The 18,463-nt window shown below is 71.1% G+C and carries 13 protein-coding genes and 2 pseudogenes; 14 read left to right on the top strand and 1 reads right to left on the bottom strand.

Going from position 1 to position 18,463, the window contains the following annotated elements; genetic code table 11:
- Positions 1 to 259: 259 nt before the first annotated feature.
- Entirely contained in the window at positions 260 to 1,942 is a 1,683-nt protein-coding gene (locus AB0G79_RS16090) for a cellulose binding domain-containing protein (RefSeq protein ID WP_360806565.1), read from the top strand.
- Positions 1,943 to 2,028: 86 nt separating this feature from the next.
- Complete coding sequence (locus AB0G79_RS16085) at positions 2,029 to 3,789, top strand: ABC transporter ATP-binding protein (RefSeq protein ID WP_360806562.1); 1,761 nt, start codon at positions 2,029 to 2,031, stop codon at positions 3,787 to 3,789.
- A 79-nt stretch (positions 3,790 to 3,868) separates the two neighbouring features.
- Here AB0G79_RS16085 and AB0G79_RS16080 read toward each other — a convergent pair whose 3' ends face one another.
- Positions 3,869 to 5,176, bottom strand: a complete 1,308-nt coding sequence (locus AB0G79_RS16080) for a cellulase family glycosylhydrolase (RefSeq protein WP_360806559.1) — start codon at positions 5,174 to 5,176, stop codon at positions 3,869 to 3,871.
- Positions 5,177 to 5,760: 584 nt separating this feature from the next.
- Between AB0G79_RS16080 and AB0G79_RS16075 the strand changes: the two are divergent.
- The 12 genes and pseudogenes from AB0G79_RS16075 to AB0G79_RS16020 form a co-directional block, all read left to right on the top strand.
- Positions 5,761 to 6,561, top strand: a pseudogene (locus AB0G79_RS16075) (amidohydrolase family protein); the annotation flags it as partial.
- 81 nt (positions 6,562 to 6,642) lie between these two features.
- Positions 6,643 to 7,014, top strand: a pseudogene (locus AB0G79_RS16070) (LLM class flavin-dependent oxidoreductase); the annotation flags it as partial.
- Between the two features lie 262 nt (positions 7,015 to 7,276).
- On the top strand, positions 7,277 to 8,035 hold the full coding sequence (locus tag AB0G79_RS16065) for a DUF6202 family protein (RefSeq protein ID WP_360806556.1): 759 nt from the start codon (positions 7,277 to 7,279) through the stop codon (positions 8,033 to 8,035).
- Positions 8,036 to 8,057: 22 nt separating this feature from the next.
- Complete coding sequence (locus AB0G79_RS16060; protein ID WP_360806553.1) at positions 8,058 to 9,161, top strand: DUF6421 family protein; 1,104 nt, start codon at positions 8,058 to 8,060, stop codon at positions 9,159 to 9,161.
- Positions 9,158 to 9,994, top strand: a complete 837-nt coding sequence (locus AB0G79_RS16055; protein WP_360806550.1) for a PhzF family phenazine biosynthesis protein — start codon at positions 9,158 to 9,160, stop codon at positions 9,992 to 9,994. Before AB0G79_RS16060 ends, AB0G79_RS16055 begins: the two co-directional genes overlap by 4 nt.
- Positions 9,995 to 9,997: 3 nt before the next feature.
- On the top strand, positions 9,998 to 10,999 hold the full coding sequence (locus tag AB0G79_RS16050; protein WP_360806547.1) for a proline racemase family protein: 1,002 nt from the start codon (positions 9,998 to 10,000) through the stop codon (positions 10,997 to 10,999).
- 34 nt (positions 11,000 to 11,033) lie between these two features.
- Entirely contained in the window at positions 11,034 to 11,903 is an 870-nt protein-coding gene (locus AB0G79_RS16045) for an aspartyl/asparaginyl beta-hydroxylase domain-containing protein (RefSeq protein ID WP_360806544.1), read from the top strand.
- Positions 11,900 to 12,154 (top strand): phosphopantetheine-binding protein, encoded by a 255-nt coding sequence (locus AB0G79_RS16040; protein ID WP_360806541.1) that lies wholly within the window; start codon positions 11,900 to 11,902, stop codon positions 12,152 to 12,154. Before AB0G79_RS16045 ends, AB0G79_RS16040 begins: the two co-directional genes overlap by 4 nt.
- Positions 12,151 to 13,998 (top strand): hypothetical protein, encoded by a 1,848-nt coding sequence (locus AB0G79_RS16035; RefSeq protein ID WP_360806538.1) that lies wholly within the window; start codon positions 12,151 to 12,153, stop codon positions 13,996 to 13,998. The genes AB0G79_RS16040 and AB0G79_RS16035 overlap by 4 nt, the downstream gene beginning before the upstream one ends.
- Complete coding sequence (locus tag AB0G79_RS16030; RefSeq protein ID WP_360806535.1) at positions 13,999 to 15,642, top strand: amino acid adenylation domain-containing protein; 1,644 nt, start codon at positions 13,999 to 14,001, stop codon at positions 15,640 to 15,642.
- Positions 15,635 to 16,963 carry a hypothetical protein gene (locus AB0G79_RS16025; protein WP_360806532.1) on the top strand — a complete coding sequence of 443 codons (1,329 nt, stop codon included), beginning with the start codon at positions 15,635 to 15,637 and terminating at the stop codon, positions 16,961 to 16,963. The genes AB0G79_RS16030 and AB0G79_RS16025 overlap by 8 nt, the downstream gene beginning before the upstream one ends.
- Entirely contained in the window at positions 16,960 to 18,228 is a 1,269-nt protein-coding gene (locus AB0G79_RS16020) for an MFS transporter (protein WP_360806529.1), read from the top strand. The genes AB0G79_RS16025 and AB0G79_RS16020 overlap by 4 nt, the downstream gene beginning before the upstream one ends.
- Positions 18,229 to 18,463 lie beyond the last annotated feature (235 nt).

The following is an 18,463-nucleotide window of genomic DNA, read 5'->3' as shown; positions in this document are numbered from 1 at the left end:
CCCGACCCTACCGCCAGGTCCCCCGTCCGGTGGCGGGGCCTCAGCGGGAGCACCGGATGGGAAGCCGACCGCAGCCCGTGCTCCGGCAGGGCGCCCATCGGTTCAAGGTGCTTGTGGGTCAGGCTAGTTGGATTCATTGACACGTTCCCGCCCCGCCTCTACGGTTCCCTTCGAAGTTAACCGGTTAATTAACCGCCTGGTGAGCCGCCCCGCAGGCAGCCGGTTCCTCCTTCACCCCCTCCGGACGAAAGGGATCCCCATGAGCACGTCCCCCCGCGCCCTACCACCGGCGAGACGAGCAGGCCCGCTGGCTCTGCTCCTCGCGGCGGTCATGGCCCTCACCGGCCTGTTCCTCGCCCGCCCGACTCCGGCCGTCGCTGACAGCGCCGACTCGTTCGTCACCCGCTGCGGCATCCGCTTCTGCCTCGACGGCAAGGAGTACTTCTTCGCCGGAGCCAACGCCTACGACCTGTTCACCTTCGGGGCCGGCTCGGGCGACACCGAGACCCAGTACATGGACAAGACCCGCATCGACGCGCACTTCGCCCGCATGGCGGCCGACGGCGTCGACGTCGCCCGCGTCTGGATGTTCAGCCACGAAAGCTGGCACGGCTTCGAGGAGCGCGAGGGCGAGTTCAACGAGCAGCAGTACGCGGCCTTCGACTACATCATCGAGTCGGCCAGAACCCACGGGATGCGCCTGATCCCCGTTTTCGAGAACTACTGGGAGGCGTACGGAGGCATCGACACCCGGCTGCGGTGGGAGGGCCTCTCCGGCGGCCACCCCGCGCGCGCTGCCTTCTTCGACAAGAACCGCTGCCCGGGCTGCTTCACCTCGTACAAGAACTCCGTCTCGTACGCCCTCAACCGCACCAACCACTACAGCGGCGTGAAGTACAAGGACGAACCGGCCATCCTCGCGTGGGAGCTCATGAACGAGCCCCGTTACGAAGGCCAGAGCGCCGCCGAGAACGTCGACGGCACCACCCTGCGCGCCTGGGTCGACGAGATGGGCGCCTTCGTGAAGTCCATCGACCCGAACCACCTCCTCGGCACCGGCATCGAGGGACACGGCACGGCGTACGGATTCGGCGGAGACTCCGGCAATCCCTTCGTCCATGTTCAGAAGTCCCCGTACATCGACTTCACCTCCGCCCACCCCTACCCGACCGAGCACTGGGCGGACCTGGACATCGAGGAGACCAAGGAGCTCGTCCGCGCCTGGATCCACGACTCCCACGAGATCCTCGGCAAGCCCTTCTTCATGGGCGAGTTCAACGTCCACAACGTCGACCGGGCCCTGTGGTGGCGGGAGATCTACACCGCCTTCGAGGAGGCCGGCGGCGACGGCAGCGCCTTCTGGTGGTATCAGGACCGCAACATCGACGGCAAGTTCGGCGTCTCGCAGGGCTCTCCCGAACTCACAGTGTTCCGTGCCCACTCCGACCGCATGGCCGCGAAGAGCGGACTCCCCGGGGCCACGCCTTCGCCCACCGTTCCGACCACCCCTCCGACCACGGAGCCGACCGGGCCCACGACCCCGCCCACGACCCCTCCGACCACGGAGCCGACCGGGCCCACGACCCCGCCCACGACTCCGCCCGCGACACCTGCCCCCGCCGGTTGCGCCGTCACCTACACGCTTTCCGACTGGGGCACGACCTTCAACGGCAGCGTGACCATCCGCAACACCGGCGGAACGCCCGTCGAAGGCTGGCGGCTGGCGTTCGACTTCCCCGGTGACCAGCGGATCACCCAGATGTGGAACGCGGTACCCGCCCAGGAAGGACGGTCGGTCACCGCCTCCAACCCGTCCGGCTACAACGTCACCATCGCTCCGGGAGCCGGTGTGAACTTCGGCTTCAGCGGCACGTCGACCGTGGGCACCAATGGCGTGCCTACGGCCTACACCCTCAACGGGAAGCCCTGCAGCATCACCTGACCTCGATACAGCGACGCAGGGGTGCCCGCGTACGCGGGCACCCCTGCGTCGCTGTCCGGCCACGACGAAGGAAGCCCGCAGAATCCATGAGCCACAGTCCCCTCGATCACCGGTACCGCGGCGAACACCCGCTCCGCACCGTCCACTACCTCTTCCACCACGACCGCGCACGGCTCGCCGGGGCCGTCGTGGTCTTCTTCGCCAAGCACGCGCCCGTCTGGCTGCTCCCGCCGGTCACCGCGAACGTCATCGACGTCGTCGTCGAACACCGGCCCCTTCCCGAACTGTGGTGGAACTGCGCCGTGATGCTCACGGTCCTCCTCCTGAACCCACCACTCCACCTGCTGTACGTCCGCTGGACGCACGGAGCGATCCGCCGGCTGGGCCGTGACCTCCGGTCCGCGCTCGTCACCCGTATGCAGCAGCTCTCGATCGGCTTCCACAGCCGGACCAGCTCGTCCATGCTGCACGCCAAGGTGGTCCGGGACGTCGAGACGTTGGAAACGGGACTCCAGCAGACAGCGGACAACGGCCTCACCGCCCTCGCCACACTCGTGGGCGGCCTCGCCGTCGTCGCCGTCGTGACCCCGGTCTTCCTCCCGGTCTTCCTCGTTCTCGTCCCCGTCGCGGTCCTGCTCATCGGCGCCCTGCGCGCGCGGCTGGGCGAGGGGAACACCACGTACCGCCGCTCGGTGGAGCGCATGTCCGCCTCCGTCAGCGACATGACCACCCTCATCCCCATCACCCGCGCCCACGCCCTGGAACCCACGGCCCTGGGCCGCGTCGGACGCGAGCTCGACCGGGTACAGCGGGAGGGGACACGGCTCGACCTGCTCAACGCCCGCTTCGGGTCGCTCTCCTGGGTCGTCTTCAACGGACTGGGCACGGTCTGCCTCGCCGGTGCGGCGCTGGTCGCCTACCACGGCTGGACAGCGGTCACACCGGGCGAGGTCGTCATGCTCAGCGCCTACTTCTCCACCCTCACCGGTGCGGTCACGAGCCTGCTCGGCCTGGCGCCCGTGGTGGGCAAGGCGGTGGAGTCCCTCAAGTCCGTCGGAGAGGTCCTCCAGGCACCCGACCTGGAGGTCAACGACGGGAAGCGCCGCGTGGGGTCGGTCACCGGCGCGTTCCGCTTCGAGGGTGCCGGTCTGCACCATGGTGAAGGCGACGAGCCGGCCCTCACCGACGTGGACCTCGACGTGCCGGTCGATACCACCCTCGCGATCGTCGGCGGGTCCGGAGCCGGAAAGTCGACGCTGCTCAACCTCGTGCTCGGCTTCCACCGTCCCACGGCGGGCCGGGTCCTTCTCGACGGCGAGGACATGGCGGAACTCGACCTGCGGAGCTATCGGCGGTTCGTCTCCGTCGTCCCGCAGGAGTCCGTCCTCTTCGAGGGGAGCATCCGGGAGAACGTCACGTACGGCATGGAGCGCGTCGACGACGTGACGCTGTGGCGCGCGCTGAGTGACGCGAACGCGGCCGAGTTCGTGGAGGCGCTCCCGGACGGCATCGAAACGGTCGTGGGAGAGCGCGGTGCTCGGCTCTCGGGCGGTCAGCGTCAGCGGCTCGCGATCGCTCGCGCCCTTGTCCGCGACCCCCGGGTGCTGGTTCTGGACGAGGCCACGTCGGCACTGGACGCCCGTTCCGAGGCGCAGGTCCAGGAAGCCCTCGCCCGCCTGGTCGCCGGCCGGACGGTCTTCGTCGTGGCCCACCGCCTCTCCACGATCCGACGCGCGGACCGCATCGTGGTGCTGGAGGCGGGGCGGGTGGTGGAGTCGGGCAGCCACCGGGAACTGCTCGCCCGCGACTCGGCCTACGCGCGGCTCCAGGCCACCCAGCTGGCCTGAGCCGTGAGTCGGACAGAGGGTGCCCACCCGTCGCCTGGGACGGGTGGGCACCCGGGTGTTCAGTACTCAGCGATGGTGCTCAGCGGTCGGCGGCGCTGCCTCGGACGACGCAGGAGCGGCTGTTCTCCCAGCCCCAACCGTCGCCGTCGGGGTCGGAGGAGGAGCCGTTCACGCAGTACGGGTAGCCGTTCGGAGCCGTGCCACCGGTGTTGCCGCCGCCGGATCCGGTGTCGGCGGCGCTGCCGCGGATGACGCAGGAGCGGCTGTTCTCCCAGCCCCAGCCGTCGCCGTCGGGGTCGGAGGAGGAGCCGTTCACGCAGTACGGGTAGCCGTTGGGGGCGGTGCCACCGGTTTCGCCGCCGCCTTCGTCGCCGCCTCCGAAGACCGTGGCGCGGGCCGAGGTGGCGGAAACGCCGTCGGCGCCGTTGAAGAACCGGTTGCCCCAGGCGGTCAGGGAGCCGGCGTCGAAGCCGCTGACCATGTCCAGGTAGTCGACACCGCTGCCGTTGCCGCTCCAGGACCAGCCGAGGTAGCCGACGCGAAGCGAACGCGCGGTGGCCATGATGGCGTTCTCGTCGGGGTTCCCGTCGCTGTGGTTGTCACCGAACTCGCCCACGACAATGGGAAGTCCGTTGGTGACGAAGTGGTTCAGGTAGCCCTGGACCTCCGCGGCGGTGTCGTACACGCCGTACATGTGGATGGAGAAGATCGTGTTGCGGCGCGGGTCGGAGGCGAACACCGAGGCCGCGTTGTTCCGCATGGTGTTCGACCAGTCCTGGCCCCAGTTGGGGGCGTCGACCATGAGGGCGTTCTCGATGCCGGCGTTCCGGAGCTTTCCGATGGCGCTCTTGGTGGCGTCGGTCCAGGCCTGGTAACCGCTGTTGCCGAAGGGCTCGTTGCCGATGTTGACGACGACGTAGTCCTCCTTGCCCTGCAGGGCGCTTCTGATGCCCACCCAGTAGTCGGCGGCCTGGCCGAGCGTGGCGGCGGCGCCGTCCTCGCCGTAGCCGGTCGTGTCGTGCACCTCCAGGACGCAGATGACCTTGTTTGTCTTGCAGTCGTCGATGATCGACGAAACCTGGGACGCGCTGGTCTTCGTCCAGCGGTCGCCGCTGGAGAGGACGACGCGGACGCTGTTGGCGCCCTTGGCCGCGATGTCGGCGATGGCGTCGGTCTCGCCGGGGTACCAGGCGTGCGCGTGGTTCACCCCGCGCATCACGAACTCACTGCCGTTGGCCTCGTACACGCGGCCGTTGCTGACGTGGATGCCGCCGTCGGCGGCGTGTGCGGCTCCTGCGGTCCCGAAGACGGGCAGCAGCGTCCCGGCGACGCCGGCGAGAGCGCTGCCGACGGCCGTGAGCCACGTCCTCCGTGGTGACTTGGTCATGCCTCTCCTCGTGAGAAGTGGGGAAGGGCCCCGACCACATGCAACTCCGACAATATGACAACGTTGTCGGAGCGTGATGACCGAGCCGCTGGTCCGCACGTCGGGGGTGTGTCCACCATGAGGCACCCGTGGCCGGATTTCTGTCAAGCGTGAAGGACGTTTTGATTGCCATAAGGCTTGGCGATGAGGTTGGTTCATTAAACCCGTGCTGAACGTTCAGCCGATCCTTTCGATCTGCTACTGGCCCGAAGGCGACCTTCTGCTGGACTACGGTAAGCGGTTCTGAAATTGCGTTGCGGTCCGTGCGCGCACCTGTGGCAGGGCCCTCGGTCGGCGATGTTAGGTGTCACCCGTGCCGGGGGTGCGTTCTGCGCCTGCGACTGGGGCTGGCTCTCAGGGTGGTGAACCGAACTGTGCTGGAGCCGCCGGAAGCCGGTGGTGTGATCTCGTGGAAATGGGCTCCGAAGGGCGAGGCGGAGAGCAGAGGAATGTAGATCCCGGAAAAATGCGAGCAGTATGAAATGGGGGGAACGGCATTCTCTGAGGGCTGGAGCGGCTGGCGACGCCAAGGGGGTATGCCAATGAGATCCCCGGCCCGCGGGGAGACCGACGCGCGCTACCACGGGGAGGTCCGCAAGGTCCTCCTGGAGGCCGAGGCGACGCACCGGGCGATCCAGCTCGCCCGGGTCGCTGGGGCGCCGCTCTACGTCGTCCACGCCTCCGCCGAGGAGGCCGTCGCGGAGATCGCCGCCGCCCGGGACATGGGTCTGCCGGTCTTCGGCGAGACCTGTCCGCAGTACCTGTTCCTGTCGACGGACAACCTGGCGGAGCCGGACTTCGAGGGCGCGAAGTACGTGTGCAGCACGCCGCTTCGGCCGAGGGAGCACCAGGCGGCGCTGTGGCGGGGGCTGCGGACGAACGACGTCCAGGTGGTGTCCACGGACCACTGCCCGTTCTGCTTCGTGGGGCAGAAGGAGCTGGGCCGGGGGGACTTCTCGAAGATCCCCAACGGCCTGCCGGGGGTGCAGAACCGCATGGACCTCCTCCACCAGGCCGTCGTCGAGGGGCACATCGGCCGGCGCCGCTGGATCGAGATCGCCTGCGCGACCCCGGCGAGGATGTTCGGCCTCTACCCGCAGAAGGGCACGATCGCGCCCGGCGCCGACGCCGACGTCGTGATCTACGACCCGAACGTCCGCCAGACCCTGTCGGCGGCCACGCACCACATGAACGTCGACTACTCGGCGTACGAGGGGAAGGCGATCACCGGCCAGGTGGAGACCGTCCTGTCCCGCGGCGAACTCGTCATCGACCAGCGGAAGTACGCGGGCCACGCCGGCCACGGCTCCTTCGTCCCCCGCTCCACCTGCCAGTACCTGAACTAGGAGAATGACGTTGGACTTCGGACTCGTCCTCCAGCATCGGGCGCGGCGACTCCGCCATGCGCGTCGCCGGCCGCAGACGGGCCGAAGGCCCTCGCCCACGCGCGTGACCAGTGCCGCTGGTTCGGCGGCATGGTCGGCAACCACGTCGCCGACCTGGTGGACAAGTACGGCGAGCACTCGGACATGGTGCCGGAGGAGCTCACCGCGTACATCAAAAACCGGCAGGGCTACGACTACTCCCACCACGGCCGCGCCGACAACCCCGACACCGCCTTCGTCCCCGACGAGATCGTCGACCGCTTCTGCCTCCTGGGGCCCGCCGAGGCCCACATCGAGAAGCTCCGCCACCTCAGGGACCTCGGCGTGGACCAGTTCGCGGTCTACGACATGCACGACAACCGCGAGGGCACCATCGACGCCTACGGCGCCACCGTCATCCCCGCCCTTCGCTGACGAGGCGCCCGGGGAGAGCGATCGGAGACAGTCAGGAGAGAGAAGGCGGCCCCGTCACGGCAGGGGCCGCCTTCTTCGTTGGACTACATCTGACGATTCGTCAATTGCGACGCCTCGGCGACTCGTTCACACCGGCCCCGGGCCTCTCACCTCACTCAATGGCCGTTGACAGGCACACCTGTGCCATTTAACGTGTGGCATGTGAAATGTTACTGCGCCAAAGGGGGGCGTTGTGCCTGTAGTTACGGGGCTTGACGAGCGAGTGACCACGGTGGTGAAGGCGGCCGGACTGACCCGGCCCGACAACCGGTTCTTCGCCGCCGCCCGAGTGGCCGAGGAGGTCGCCGCCACCGACGCGCTGGCGATCGCCCGGCAGTGGGAGGCCATGACGAAGGCCTTCATGTTCACCACCATCGCCGGCCTGGGTGCGGCCGCCCGCCGCTTCGCCGGCCAGGCCGCACCGGAACGCGAGGTCCTGGCCGCCTTCCAGACCGCCTTCCGGGTCATCGGCGACGACCTGGACAACCTGGCGGCCGAATTCGGCGCCGTCGCTCCGCGCGGCGCGGCCGGCATCCACTACCTGTGGTGGAACGACACCATCACCGCCCCGCTGGCGGAGCTGACCGGCGAGCGCACGCCCGCCGAATTCCCTTCCGGCGTGGCGAAGTTGATTGCCGCCATGGACGACCTGGCTGACCACAGGCTCGGCGCGGCCGTGCAGCTCCGGGTGGTCGAGACGATCGCGCTCGACATCGCGGTGGCCTTCCGTCGGATGTACGCGAAGGTGCGGACCTCCGACGGCGGGAAGTTCTTCGCCGCCTCCGACGCGCTGGTCTGGATCGACGCCCACATCAAGGCCGAGACCAGCCACGCCGCGTCGGTCAGCGACGAGGAGACCGGTATGACCGCGCTCGTCGAGAGCGATGCCGACGCCGACGAACTGCTCGTCCTGGCGACGGAGTACGCGGACCGATGGGCCGACGCGCTCGACGACTTCGCCGACCAGCTCTCGCCCCGTTGATCCGGAACGGGGGAAAGAGTCAGTGAACGACGTCATCGCCACCGCGGTGAACGAGCTCCGCACGACGGTACGGCCGGAGGACCTGCGCGACCCGCTCTTCCTCAAGCAGCTGTCCCACGGGCTGACCGAATCCCCGGTGCTGCGCGATCTGCCGATCGCCCAGGCGCTGGCCGAGGATCTGCTCACCTTCCCCGAGGACGGCCTGCTCGCCCGCACCAAGGCCCACATCAACGGGCGGGTGGACAACCACATCCTCTCGCTCTTCGACGCCTCCTACTTCCCGTCCCTGTCGCTGGACTTCCTCAGCTACCGGACTCTGCCCACCAACGAACACCTGGCGGCCCGGTACCCCAGCCCGACGGTGCCGGTGGCGATCGAGCACCGGTCCACGGGCTTCGCGGCCCGCCCGGTGGTGGCGCTCTTCCCGGAGAACCACCTCGACGGGCGGCAGGAAAGCCACGACCTGATCTTCTACTTCATCGACAAGTTCGTCGAACGGCACCTGCGGACCACCCGCGTGCTGATCGCGAACACCATGGCCGAGGGCTCGTTCCCGCTGGTCGAGGAGGCCGGGCCGGCCGAGGTCGAGCAGGCCTCGTCCTGGTGGGTGCAGCTGCACGAGTACCACCACCGGCAGGGCGACATGCCGATCCCCGACTACCTCCCGGTGAAGAAGGCCAAGCCGCTCGCCGGCCTGGAGGAGCTCCGGGTCGACGTCTCGGCACTGCTCGCCTGCCGCAACGACCCCCACCTCCCGCAGCGGGAGGCCCGGTTGGCCTACGAGTACATCCTCTCCGAGCGGCTGCTGCGCTACGCGGTGGAGGGCGTCCCGCGTCCCAACTACGACGCGGTCGCCTCCCAGCTCCTGTTCACCTACCTGCGGGCCGCCGGCGGCATCCGGCTGCACGACGGCCTGATCCACCTGCGCCCCGAACTCGACGACGTTCTCGCCGAGTTCCTCGGTGAGATCCAGGCGATCGAACGGCACATCCGCACCGAGCCCGCCGAGCGGGTCCGGGAGCGCCTGCTGGGGTTCACGAACCGGTACACCGACTACGACGAACAGGCGAAGGACTACCGGCACATCGCCTTCTTCGCCGAGGCCAAGAAGAGGCTGGGCGTGTGATCGAGATTCCGCTCTACCAGGTCGACGCCTTCACCGACCGGGTCCTGTGGGGCAACCCGGCGGCCGTCTGCCCACTGGAGGAGTGGCTCCCCGAGCCGCTGATGCAGGCCATCGCCCTGGAGAACAACCTCCCCGAGACCGCCTTCATCGTCCGCAACGGCGAGGCGTACGACCTGCGGTGGTTCACCCCGACGCAGGAGGTCGACCTGTGCGGGCACGCCACCCTGGGCGCTGCCCAGGTGGTGCTGACCCGGCTGGAGCCCGGCCGGGACCAGGTCACCTTCCACTCGGCCAGCGGCCCCCTGGTGGTGACCCGGAGGGGCGGGGACTACGAACTGACCTTCCCTGCGCTGGAGTTCACCGGGGCCGTCGAACCGCCGGCCGAACTGCTGGCCGGTCTGGGGCCGGTGGCGCCCGTCGCGGTCCACCGGTCGATGGACTGGATCGCGGTCTACGAGAGCGAGGAGCAGGTACGGGCGATCGTGCCGGACCAGCGCGCGCTCGCCGCCCTCGACCTCCGCGGCGTCGTGGTCACCGCGCCCGGCGCCGAGGCGGACTTCTGCTCCCGGTTCTTCGGCCCGAAGCTCGCCATCCCCGAGGACCCGATCACCGGCTCGGCGCACTGCGCGCTGGTCCCCTACTGGGCGCGGCGCATCGGCCGCACCGAGCTGCGCGCCCACCAGTTCTCACCCCGGCTCGGCCGCACCCGGACCATCACCGTCGACTGCCGGCTCGACGGGGACCGGGTCGGCCTCCGGGGTGCCGCCAGGCCGTACCTGACCGGCGTGATCCACCTGTCCGACGAGGACCTCGACCAGAGCCCGGAGGGCTGACACGTGCGCACCAACCGAATCTTCCACGCGGTGGACTCCCACACCGAGGGCATGCCCACCCGGGTCATCACCGGCGGCGTCGGGGTGATCCCCGGCGCGAGCATGGCCGAGCGGCGGATCCACTTCCGCGAGAACCTCGACCACATCCGGACGCTGCTGGTCACCGAGCCGCGCGGCCACTCCTCGATGAGCGGCGCGATCCTCCAGCCGCCGACCCGGCCGGACGCCGACTGGGCCGTGCTCTTCATCGAGGTCTCCGGCTACCTGCCGATGTGCGGGCACGGCACCATCGGCGTCGCCACCGTGCTGGTGGAGACCGGCATGGTCGAGGTCTCGGAGCCGGTCACCACCGTCCGGCTGGAGACCCCGGCCGGCCTGGTGGTGGTCGACGTGGCGGTCAAGGACGGCCGCGCCGAGCACGTCACGCTGCGCAACGTGCCGGCCTTCGCCGAGCGGCTGGACGCCGAGCTGGAGGTGCCCGGCTTCGGAACCGTCCGCTACGACCTGGCGTACGGCGGCAACTTCTACGCGATCGTCAAGCTGGACGACTACAAGCTGCCGTTCGACCGCAAGGCCAAGAACGAGATCACCGCGGCCGGCCTCGCCACCATGAAGGCGATCAACGAGACCGACGAGCCGGTGCACCCGGAGGACGACCGCATCCGCGGTGTGGGGCACGTGTACTTCGAGGCCCCGGGTTCCACCGCCGCCCACTCGCGGCACGCGATGTCGATCTACCCCGGCTGGTTCGACCGGTCGCCCTGCGGCACCGGCACCAGCGCCCGGATGGCCCAGTTGCACGCCCGCGGCGAGCTCGCGCTCGGGGCGGACTTCGTCAACGAGTCCTTCATCGGATCGAAGTTCACCGGCCGGCTGGTCGAGGAGACCACGGTCGCCGGACGTCCCGCGGTGGTCCCGACGGTCACCGGGCGGGCCTGGATCACGGGTACCGCGCAGTACTTCCTCGACCCCACGGACCCCTTCCCGGCGGGCTTCGAACTCTGATCGCCCCGGTCACCGCAAGAAAGGAGGCGCACCCGTGGCCTCAGTGATTCTCAGTCGCATCCCGTTCGACGAGGAGCGGCTCGTCAAGGACGTGGCCCGGCTGGCCACGCTGCCGGCCCCGCAGGAGCCGTACGAGGTCTTCACCACCGGCACCTGGCTCAACCTCAACCTGTGGAACGCCACCGGCGACCACAGCGACGGCTTCTGGTACGGCCACGAGCAGCGCCCGGGACAGGCCACGGCGCTGCTCGACGAGGTGCCGTACCTGCGAGAGGTGATCACCTCGTGGTTCAACCTGGACCGGCTCACCATGGTCCGGGGGCGCAACGTCTCGCAGTTCTCGATCATCCCGCACCGGGACTTCATCGAGGCCGGCCACGTGACCGAGTTCTTCCGGGTGCTGATCTTCCTGGAGGACAACGAGCACACCGTCAACTCCGACGAGGACATGGTGTTCCACGTCCGCAAGGGCGAGGTCTGGTACCTGGACGCCGCCCAGGTGCACGCGGGGATGAACATGTCCACCCGCAGCCGCTGGTCGCTCTGCCTGGACTTCGCGGCCGGCCCGGGATTCGAGCCCGGTGACATCTTCGCCCGGCCCGAGTTCCACCAGCCCGACCTGGAACCGGAACTGGTGGTGCGGCGGCCCGCCGATCCCGGCCTGCCCGAGCGGCTGCGGGCGCTCAGCGGTGTGGTGTCCCGGCACAACATCAAGGACATCGCCTTCCTGCTGGGCCGTATCCACTTCACCGAGGAGGTGCCGATCGCCTCGTCCTGGGACTGGCTGCTGGACATCACCCGGGAGAACGGCGATCCGGAGCTGATCGCGATCGCCGAGCGCGCCAAGAAGTTCTTCGTCCTCTCCCGCGAGGTCGGCGAGGACTTCAGGTTCCTGCCCGGATGAGCGCGGACGAACTCCCGGGCCCGGCCCTGCTCGCCCACGTCATCGCGGTCTGGCAGGACGAACTCGCCCTCGACCCGGTCGCACACGACCAGGACTTCTTCGAGCTCGGCGGCCACTCGCTGGGGGCCATGCGGGTCGCCGCGCGGCTCGGCGAGGAGCTCGGCTGCGACCTGTCGCTGCGGGCGGTCTTCGAGCACCGCACCGCGGCGGCGCTGGCCGCCGAGCTCACCAGGATGGGAGCGAAGCAGTGATCAGCCTGTTCCGGCCGGCCGACAGCGAGGACGAGTTCTCGCGCGCGGTCGCCGAGTTCCTGGCGGACGGCGGCGGGCCGGTGCCGGTGTGGACCGGCGGGCGGCCCGACCTGGTGGCCTCGCTCGACCTCGCCGCCGGTCTGTACTCCTCGCCGCGTCGGCCGCCGGTCTGCGAAGCCGGTGTGGTGGTCGGCGAACTCCCGGCCTCGATCAGGGAGTTCGCCCGGCCGGCCGCCCGGAGCTGGACCACCGGAGCCGCCGGCGTCCGGCTGCCGGTCAGTGGATCGCTGCTGATCCTCGGTCGCTACGAGAACCTCACCATGGCGGCGATCGGGCCCGCGCTGGTCGAGGCGTACCGGACCGGGCGGGACGTGTTCCTCCTGACCGGCCGCGACCCGCAGTCGATCAGCTGGGCCGTCGCCAAGCAGTACGCCGCGGTCGCCGCGGACGGCGCGACCGGGCTCTTCACCGACCTCGACACGCAGCCGCTGCCTTCCCCCGTCCCCGCCGGCGACGAGCCCGTCTACCTGGACGCGCGCACCGTCGGCGGAGCCGACCTCACCCGGATCGCCTCCGAGAGGATCTGGAAGCGGGTACTCGTCAGCGGGCACGGCACCGAGGACAGCATCAACCTCGGCGCCCACACCGTCTGCGGGCTCAGCCCGGTTGCCCGACCCGGGCAGCCCGGCCCCAGCTGCGCACACGGCCGCGGCTGCCACAAGCCCGAGGACAAGCTGGTCCCCGCCCACCGGATGCGGACCGCCGAACTGGTCCTCGGCGGCTGCGACAGCGGCGCGCTGGCCGACCTCGCCACCTACGGCCCGGACCACCAGCTGCTGCTCAACGCGATCGACGGCCCTGCCCAGACGGTGGTCGCCGGGATCTCCATGCACCAGTCGGCCCGGGTGGAGAACCTGCGCTGGCTGGAGGCCGCCGAGGGTGACGGCGCGACCGCCCGGCTGCTCAACACCGCGCTGCTCACCATGCACCCGTACCCGTCCTTCGTCCAGGCGGGCCTGCCGTCCTCGGCCTACCCGCACGCGGTTCCCGCGGACGCGGGGCGTTCGCGGCCGGACCGGCCCGCCCCGGCCGACCGGCCCGCCGGGTCGGTCCACGCGCTCGCCGCCCGTGCGCACGCCTTCCTGCTGCCCGGCATGCTGTCGGCCGCACACCCGCTGCGGGCGGAGTTCGAGCGGCTCGGCGAGCTGATCGAGGCCGGTGCCGTCCGGACGGTGACGGGACTGGCCGGGCCACGAGCCGAGTTCCTGCGCGCCGCGGAACAGGGCGGCACCGATCTGGACGCGGCCATCGCCCGCCGCCTGGCGGAGCGCCCCGACGACCCGCTCTCCGAGTTCCCCCGGTACTTCGGCGACCGCAGCCGCGTCGACCCCGCCGAGGCGGTCAACCCGCCCTGCGTGCTGTGCGGCCGGCCCGCCTGGCAGTACCCGCGTCACGGCTTCACCCCCCGTATTCCGCTCACCACCGCCCACGTCTGCCTGAGCTGCGGCCCGGTCGGCTACTGGATGGACGGCGGCCCGCGGCTGCACTCCCGCGCCGACCCGACCGTGACGGCGGGAGGGACCCTGCGGATCGAGGCGACCGTCGCCCCCGAGCGGCCCGGCCCGGTCCAGGTCGGCCTGCTGCTGCCCTGGCACGTGCGGGCCGCGATCTCGCCGCCGGTGCACAGCCTCCCGGCGGGCGGGGCAGGCCCGGTCGTCTTCGAGGTGCGCTTCGACCCCTCGGCCCCGCCGCAGGAGCACCACTACACCGTCTTCGGCGTCCAGGACCTCGCGCTCTCCCTGCTGCGCTGCCCCTTTGCCGTACTACCGCCCGGGGAGGCATAGATGGCGACCACCCCGTACGCGGCGGACGCGCCGCCCACCGTATCCGCCGAGGAAACCCTGCACGCCGCCGTCGCCCGCCGTGCGGCCGAGCGGCCCACCCACCCCGCCCTGCTCGACCGGGGAGTGCCGATCGACTACCGGACCCTGGACCGGGCGGCCGACCACCTCGCGCGGCTGCTCACCGAACAGGGCATCGGGCCGGGCAGCCTGGTCCCGGTGCTCCTCGCCCGTTCGGCCCGGCTGGTGCTGGTCCAGCTCGCCCTGCTGAAGGCCGGCGCGGCCTACTCGGTGCTGGACCCCACCTGGCCCGCCGGACGCCTCGCATCGCTGGTCGGGCGGCTGCGCTCGCCGCTGGCCGTCGCCGACCCGGGCGAGCACGCCTTCCCGGTCTGGACCCCGCCCGATCAACCCCTCACCGCCCTGGCGGCCTCGGCCGCCCCGGCCGGTACCCCGTCGCCCGGCCAGGTGGACAGCGCCTCGCCCGCGATGGTCATCTTCACCTCCGGCACCACCGGAACCCCGAAGGCCGTGGTGCTGCCGCACCGCGCGGCGCTGCGCCTGTTCCGCGACCACAGCCCGGCCGCCTTCGGCCCTGACCACGTGCTGCCGCAGGTCTCCAACCCGGTCTGGGACATGTACGCGATGGAGGTCTGGGGCACCCTGGTGGCCGGCGGCACCTGCCTGCTGCCCGAGGAGCCGTACTTCCTGCCCGACTCGCTGCGCGCCGCCGTCGCCGACCGGGGCGCGAACACCGTTCACCTGCCCACCGCGCTCTTCCACCTGTTCGTCGACACCGACCCGCGCTGCTTCGCCGGCCTGCGGAAGGTGCTGGTCAGCGGCGAGGCGATGTCGGCCGCGCACGCGGCCAGGTTCCTGCGAGCCCACCCGGACACCGCACTGGTCAACTGCTACGGCCCGGTCGAGTGCTGCATGTTCGTCTCCTCCCACCGGCTGGCCCCGCGCGACTGCGAGTCCCCGGGCGGCGTGCCGCTCGGCACCGCCTCGCCCGGCACCCGGCTGTACGTGATGGAGGACGGCGTGCTCTGCCCACCCGGCACGCCCGGGGAGATCTGCGTGGCCGGCGAGGGCCTGGCCGACGGCTACATCGGGCAACCGGAGCTCACCGCCGAGCGCTTCACCGCCGTACCGGTCGACGGCCGGCCCACCCGGGTCTACCGCACCGGCGACCAGGGCTGGGTGGACGAGGAGGGCCGGCTGCGTTACGTCGGCCGCCGGGACCGGCAGGTCAAGCTCCGCGGCTTCCGCGTCGAGCCGGCCGAGGTGGAGCGGGCGGGCCGAGCCGTGGCGGGCGTGCTCGACTGCGCCGCCGTACCGATCCGCGAGGCCGACGGCGGCTACCAGTCGATGGTCCTCGCCTACACCGCCGCACCCGGTGTTCCCGCCCCGGCCGCGCCGACCGGCCCGACGGCTCCCGCCGCCTCAGCTGCCTCAGCCGCCCCGGCCGTCCCGCCGACCGACCCGCTCGGGGTGCGCCGGGCGCTGGCCGCCGCGCTGCCCGAATTCCTTGTGCCGTCCCGCGCGGTGGTGGTTCCCCGACTGCCGCTGACGCCGAACGGAAAGCTCGACCGTGCCGCCCTGGAGGAATGGGGCAGCACGCACTACCGAAGGAGGACCCATGGCTGACAGCCGACCCCGCCTGCTGCTGCTGGGGCTGGACCGCTACGCGCTCGACGCGTGCGTCCGGCTGGGGGTGGACGCCGTGGTGGTCTGCGGCGCGGCCACCCGGGACGACGGTCTGATGAGCGTGCCGCCCGAACTCCGGCTGCTCCGCGTGGACGACCAGAGCAGCGCGGAGTCGGTGCTGCTGGCGCTGCACCGCGCCGGCCTGGCCGCGGGCGGATTCGACGCCGTGCACACCGCCGACGAGTACTCCATGGTCACCGCGGGCCTGCTGGCCCGCCAGCTCGGCGTGCCGGGGATCGACCCGGACGTCGCGGCGCGCTTCCGCGACAAGTCGGTGCAGAAGGCGGCGGTGCGCGAGGCCGGCCTGCCCACCGCCCGCTGCCTGGTGATCGACGACGTCCTCGACCTCGACGGTGTGGGCGAGCTTCCGTTCGCGCCCGCCGTGCTCAAGCCGGTGGCCGGTGCCGCGACCGCGCTCACCTCCTCGGTACGGGACCGCGCCGAGCTGTCGGCGCGCAGTGCGGAGTACCGGCGCACGAAGCCCGCCCAGCGCACCTTCGTGCTGGAGGAGCACATCAGCGGCGAGGAGTGGTTCGTCGACGGCGTGGTCTTCGACGGCGAGCTGCTGTTCCTCGCCGTGGGCGCGTACGGCGACCCGTGCCTGGCGTCCCTGGAGAGCGGGACGCCGCTCTGGCTGCGGCACTTCGACCCGGACGCGGAGAGCTGGGTCTACGACCGGGCCCGCGGCGTGGTCGCCGACGCGCTGGCCGCGCTCGGCCTGAGCAGCGGCTCCTTCCACATGGAGCTCTTCCACGACCCCGAGTCCGGCACCCTGACCTTCGGGGAGTGCGCGGCGCGGCGCGGCGGCGGCCTGATCCACGAGCAGATCCAGGCCAAGTTCGGCGTGCACATCGGCGAGTGCGCGGTGCAGGCGGTACTCGGCCGCCGGCCCGTGATCGAGCCCAAGGTCCGGCCGGAGGTCTTCGGCGGCACCTACCTGCCCGGTCGGCCCGGCATCCTGCTGGACTGTCCGGACCCGGCCGAACTGACCGCGCTGCCGCAGGTCGAGTTCGCCCGGATCGAGCACCCGGTGGGCACGCACTTCGCGGCCGGCCCGGCCAACACCAGCCAGCGCGTGGGCCAGTTCATGGTCGTCGCGGAGACCGTCGAGCAGCTCACCGCGCGGTTCGACGAGGTCCGGCAGTGGTTCGACGAACGGCTGACCGTCCTGCCCGACGACCTGACCACCAGCGGCCGGCGCGAGTTCCAGCGCTCCTGGCGGCCCGACGCCGACTTCCGCGACACCCTGTGGCAGTCATGACCGCACGGCTGACATCCCTGCTGACGACTCTGCTGCCGGCCGACCGGGGCCGGCGCAGGGTCGCACTGTCCTCCTTCGTGCACAGCGGCGGCACCGGCCTGTCGGTCGCCGCGGGCGCGCTCTTCTTCACCCGCGTCGTCGGCCTGCCCGCCGGACAGGTGGCCACCGGACTCCTCGCCTCGGCGATCACCGGACTGGCCTCCGGCGTCTACGTCGGCCGGCTGGCCGACCGCTTCGGCGCGGCCCGGGTGCAGATCATCGTCAGCGTGCTCGGCGCGGCGATCAACGCGTCCCTGCTGCTGGTCCACTCCTTCGCGAGCTACCTGCTGGTCTCCATGCTCTCCGGAGCGGTGATCGCCGCGAGCTGGACCACCCTCGCGCCGCTGGTACGCGGCTTCGGCGGCGAGACGCCGGCCGCCTTCCGGGCCTACCTGCGGTCGGTCGGCAACCTGGCGATGGCCCTCGGCGCGGTCGCCGCCGGCTTCGCCATCCAGCTGGACACCGCGGCCGCGTACTACGCCGTCATGATCGCCCGCTCGCTCACCTACCTGCTGTCCGGCCTGCTGCTGTACCGCCTGCCACCGTTCCCCGCCACGGCCGCCGCCGAAGCCGCCGAAGCCCCCGAGGCCACGCCGGACGCCACCGACGGCCGCCGCCGGGCGGCTCTGCGCGACCGCCGCTACCTGGCCGCGACCGCCGCCAACGCGGTGATGTCGCTGCACTTCGCGGTGCCCACCTTCCTCCTCCCGCTGTGGATCGAGGGACACACCTCGGCACCGCGCTGGACCATCTCCGCGTCGCTGGTGCTCAACACCGTGCTGGTCGTCGCGCTCCAGGTCCGTCTCAGCCGGAACGTCGGAGACGTGCCGGGCGCCGGACGCGCCATGCGCCGGGCCGGTCTGGCCCTCGCCCCCGGTCTCGCCCTGATGGCCCTGGCCTCCGGGCCCTCCGCCTGGCTCGCCGTCCTCTGCCTGGCGGTCGGCATGGCCGTCTACACCCTCGGCGAGATCTGGCACACCGCGGCTTCCGCCGAGTACTCCTTCGGCCTCGCCCCCGCCGACTCCCAGGGGGAGTACGCCGGCGTCTTCCATCTCGGCCAGGGGCTCTCCGACGCCGTCTCTCCCATCATCCTCAGCGCCGTCCCGCTGGCCCTGGGGATCCCCGGCTGGCTCGGCCTCGCGGCCCTCCTCCTGCTCACCGGCCTCACCGCCCACCCCCTGATCCTCCGCGCGCAGGCCCGCCCCCTCGTCGGACAACCCGCCTGAACAGCGCCGGGGACCGGGGCGGCGGGGTCACAGCCCCGGTGTGCTGGGTGGTGCCGCGGCCGGTGGGGTGATCAGGCCGCGGTGATCAGTTCGGCGAGCGCGTCAACCCATGAGCTCTCTCCCCTTTATGTGTGTCACCCACATGCCCGCTCGCCGGGCCGTCCGCCTAGCGTGTGCACACCCGATACCGGGACGGGCATCGGGCGGACGCGCCGGGAGCGCATGACGGAAAGAG

Origin of the sequence: Streptomyces sp. NPDC020807, from assembly GCF_040641575.1 — a bacterium.
Classification (GTDB): Bacteria; Actinomycetota; Actinomycetes; order Streptomycetales; family Streptomycetaceae; genus Streptomyces.
The sequence above is the reverse complement of the archived record's forward strand: the minus strand, read 5'-3'. Positions and strand labels throughout refer to the sequence as shown.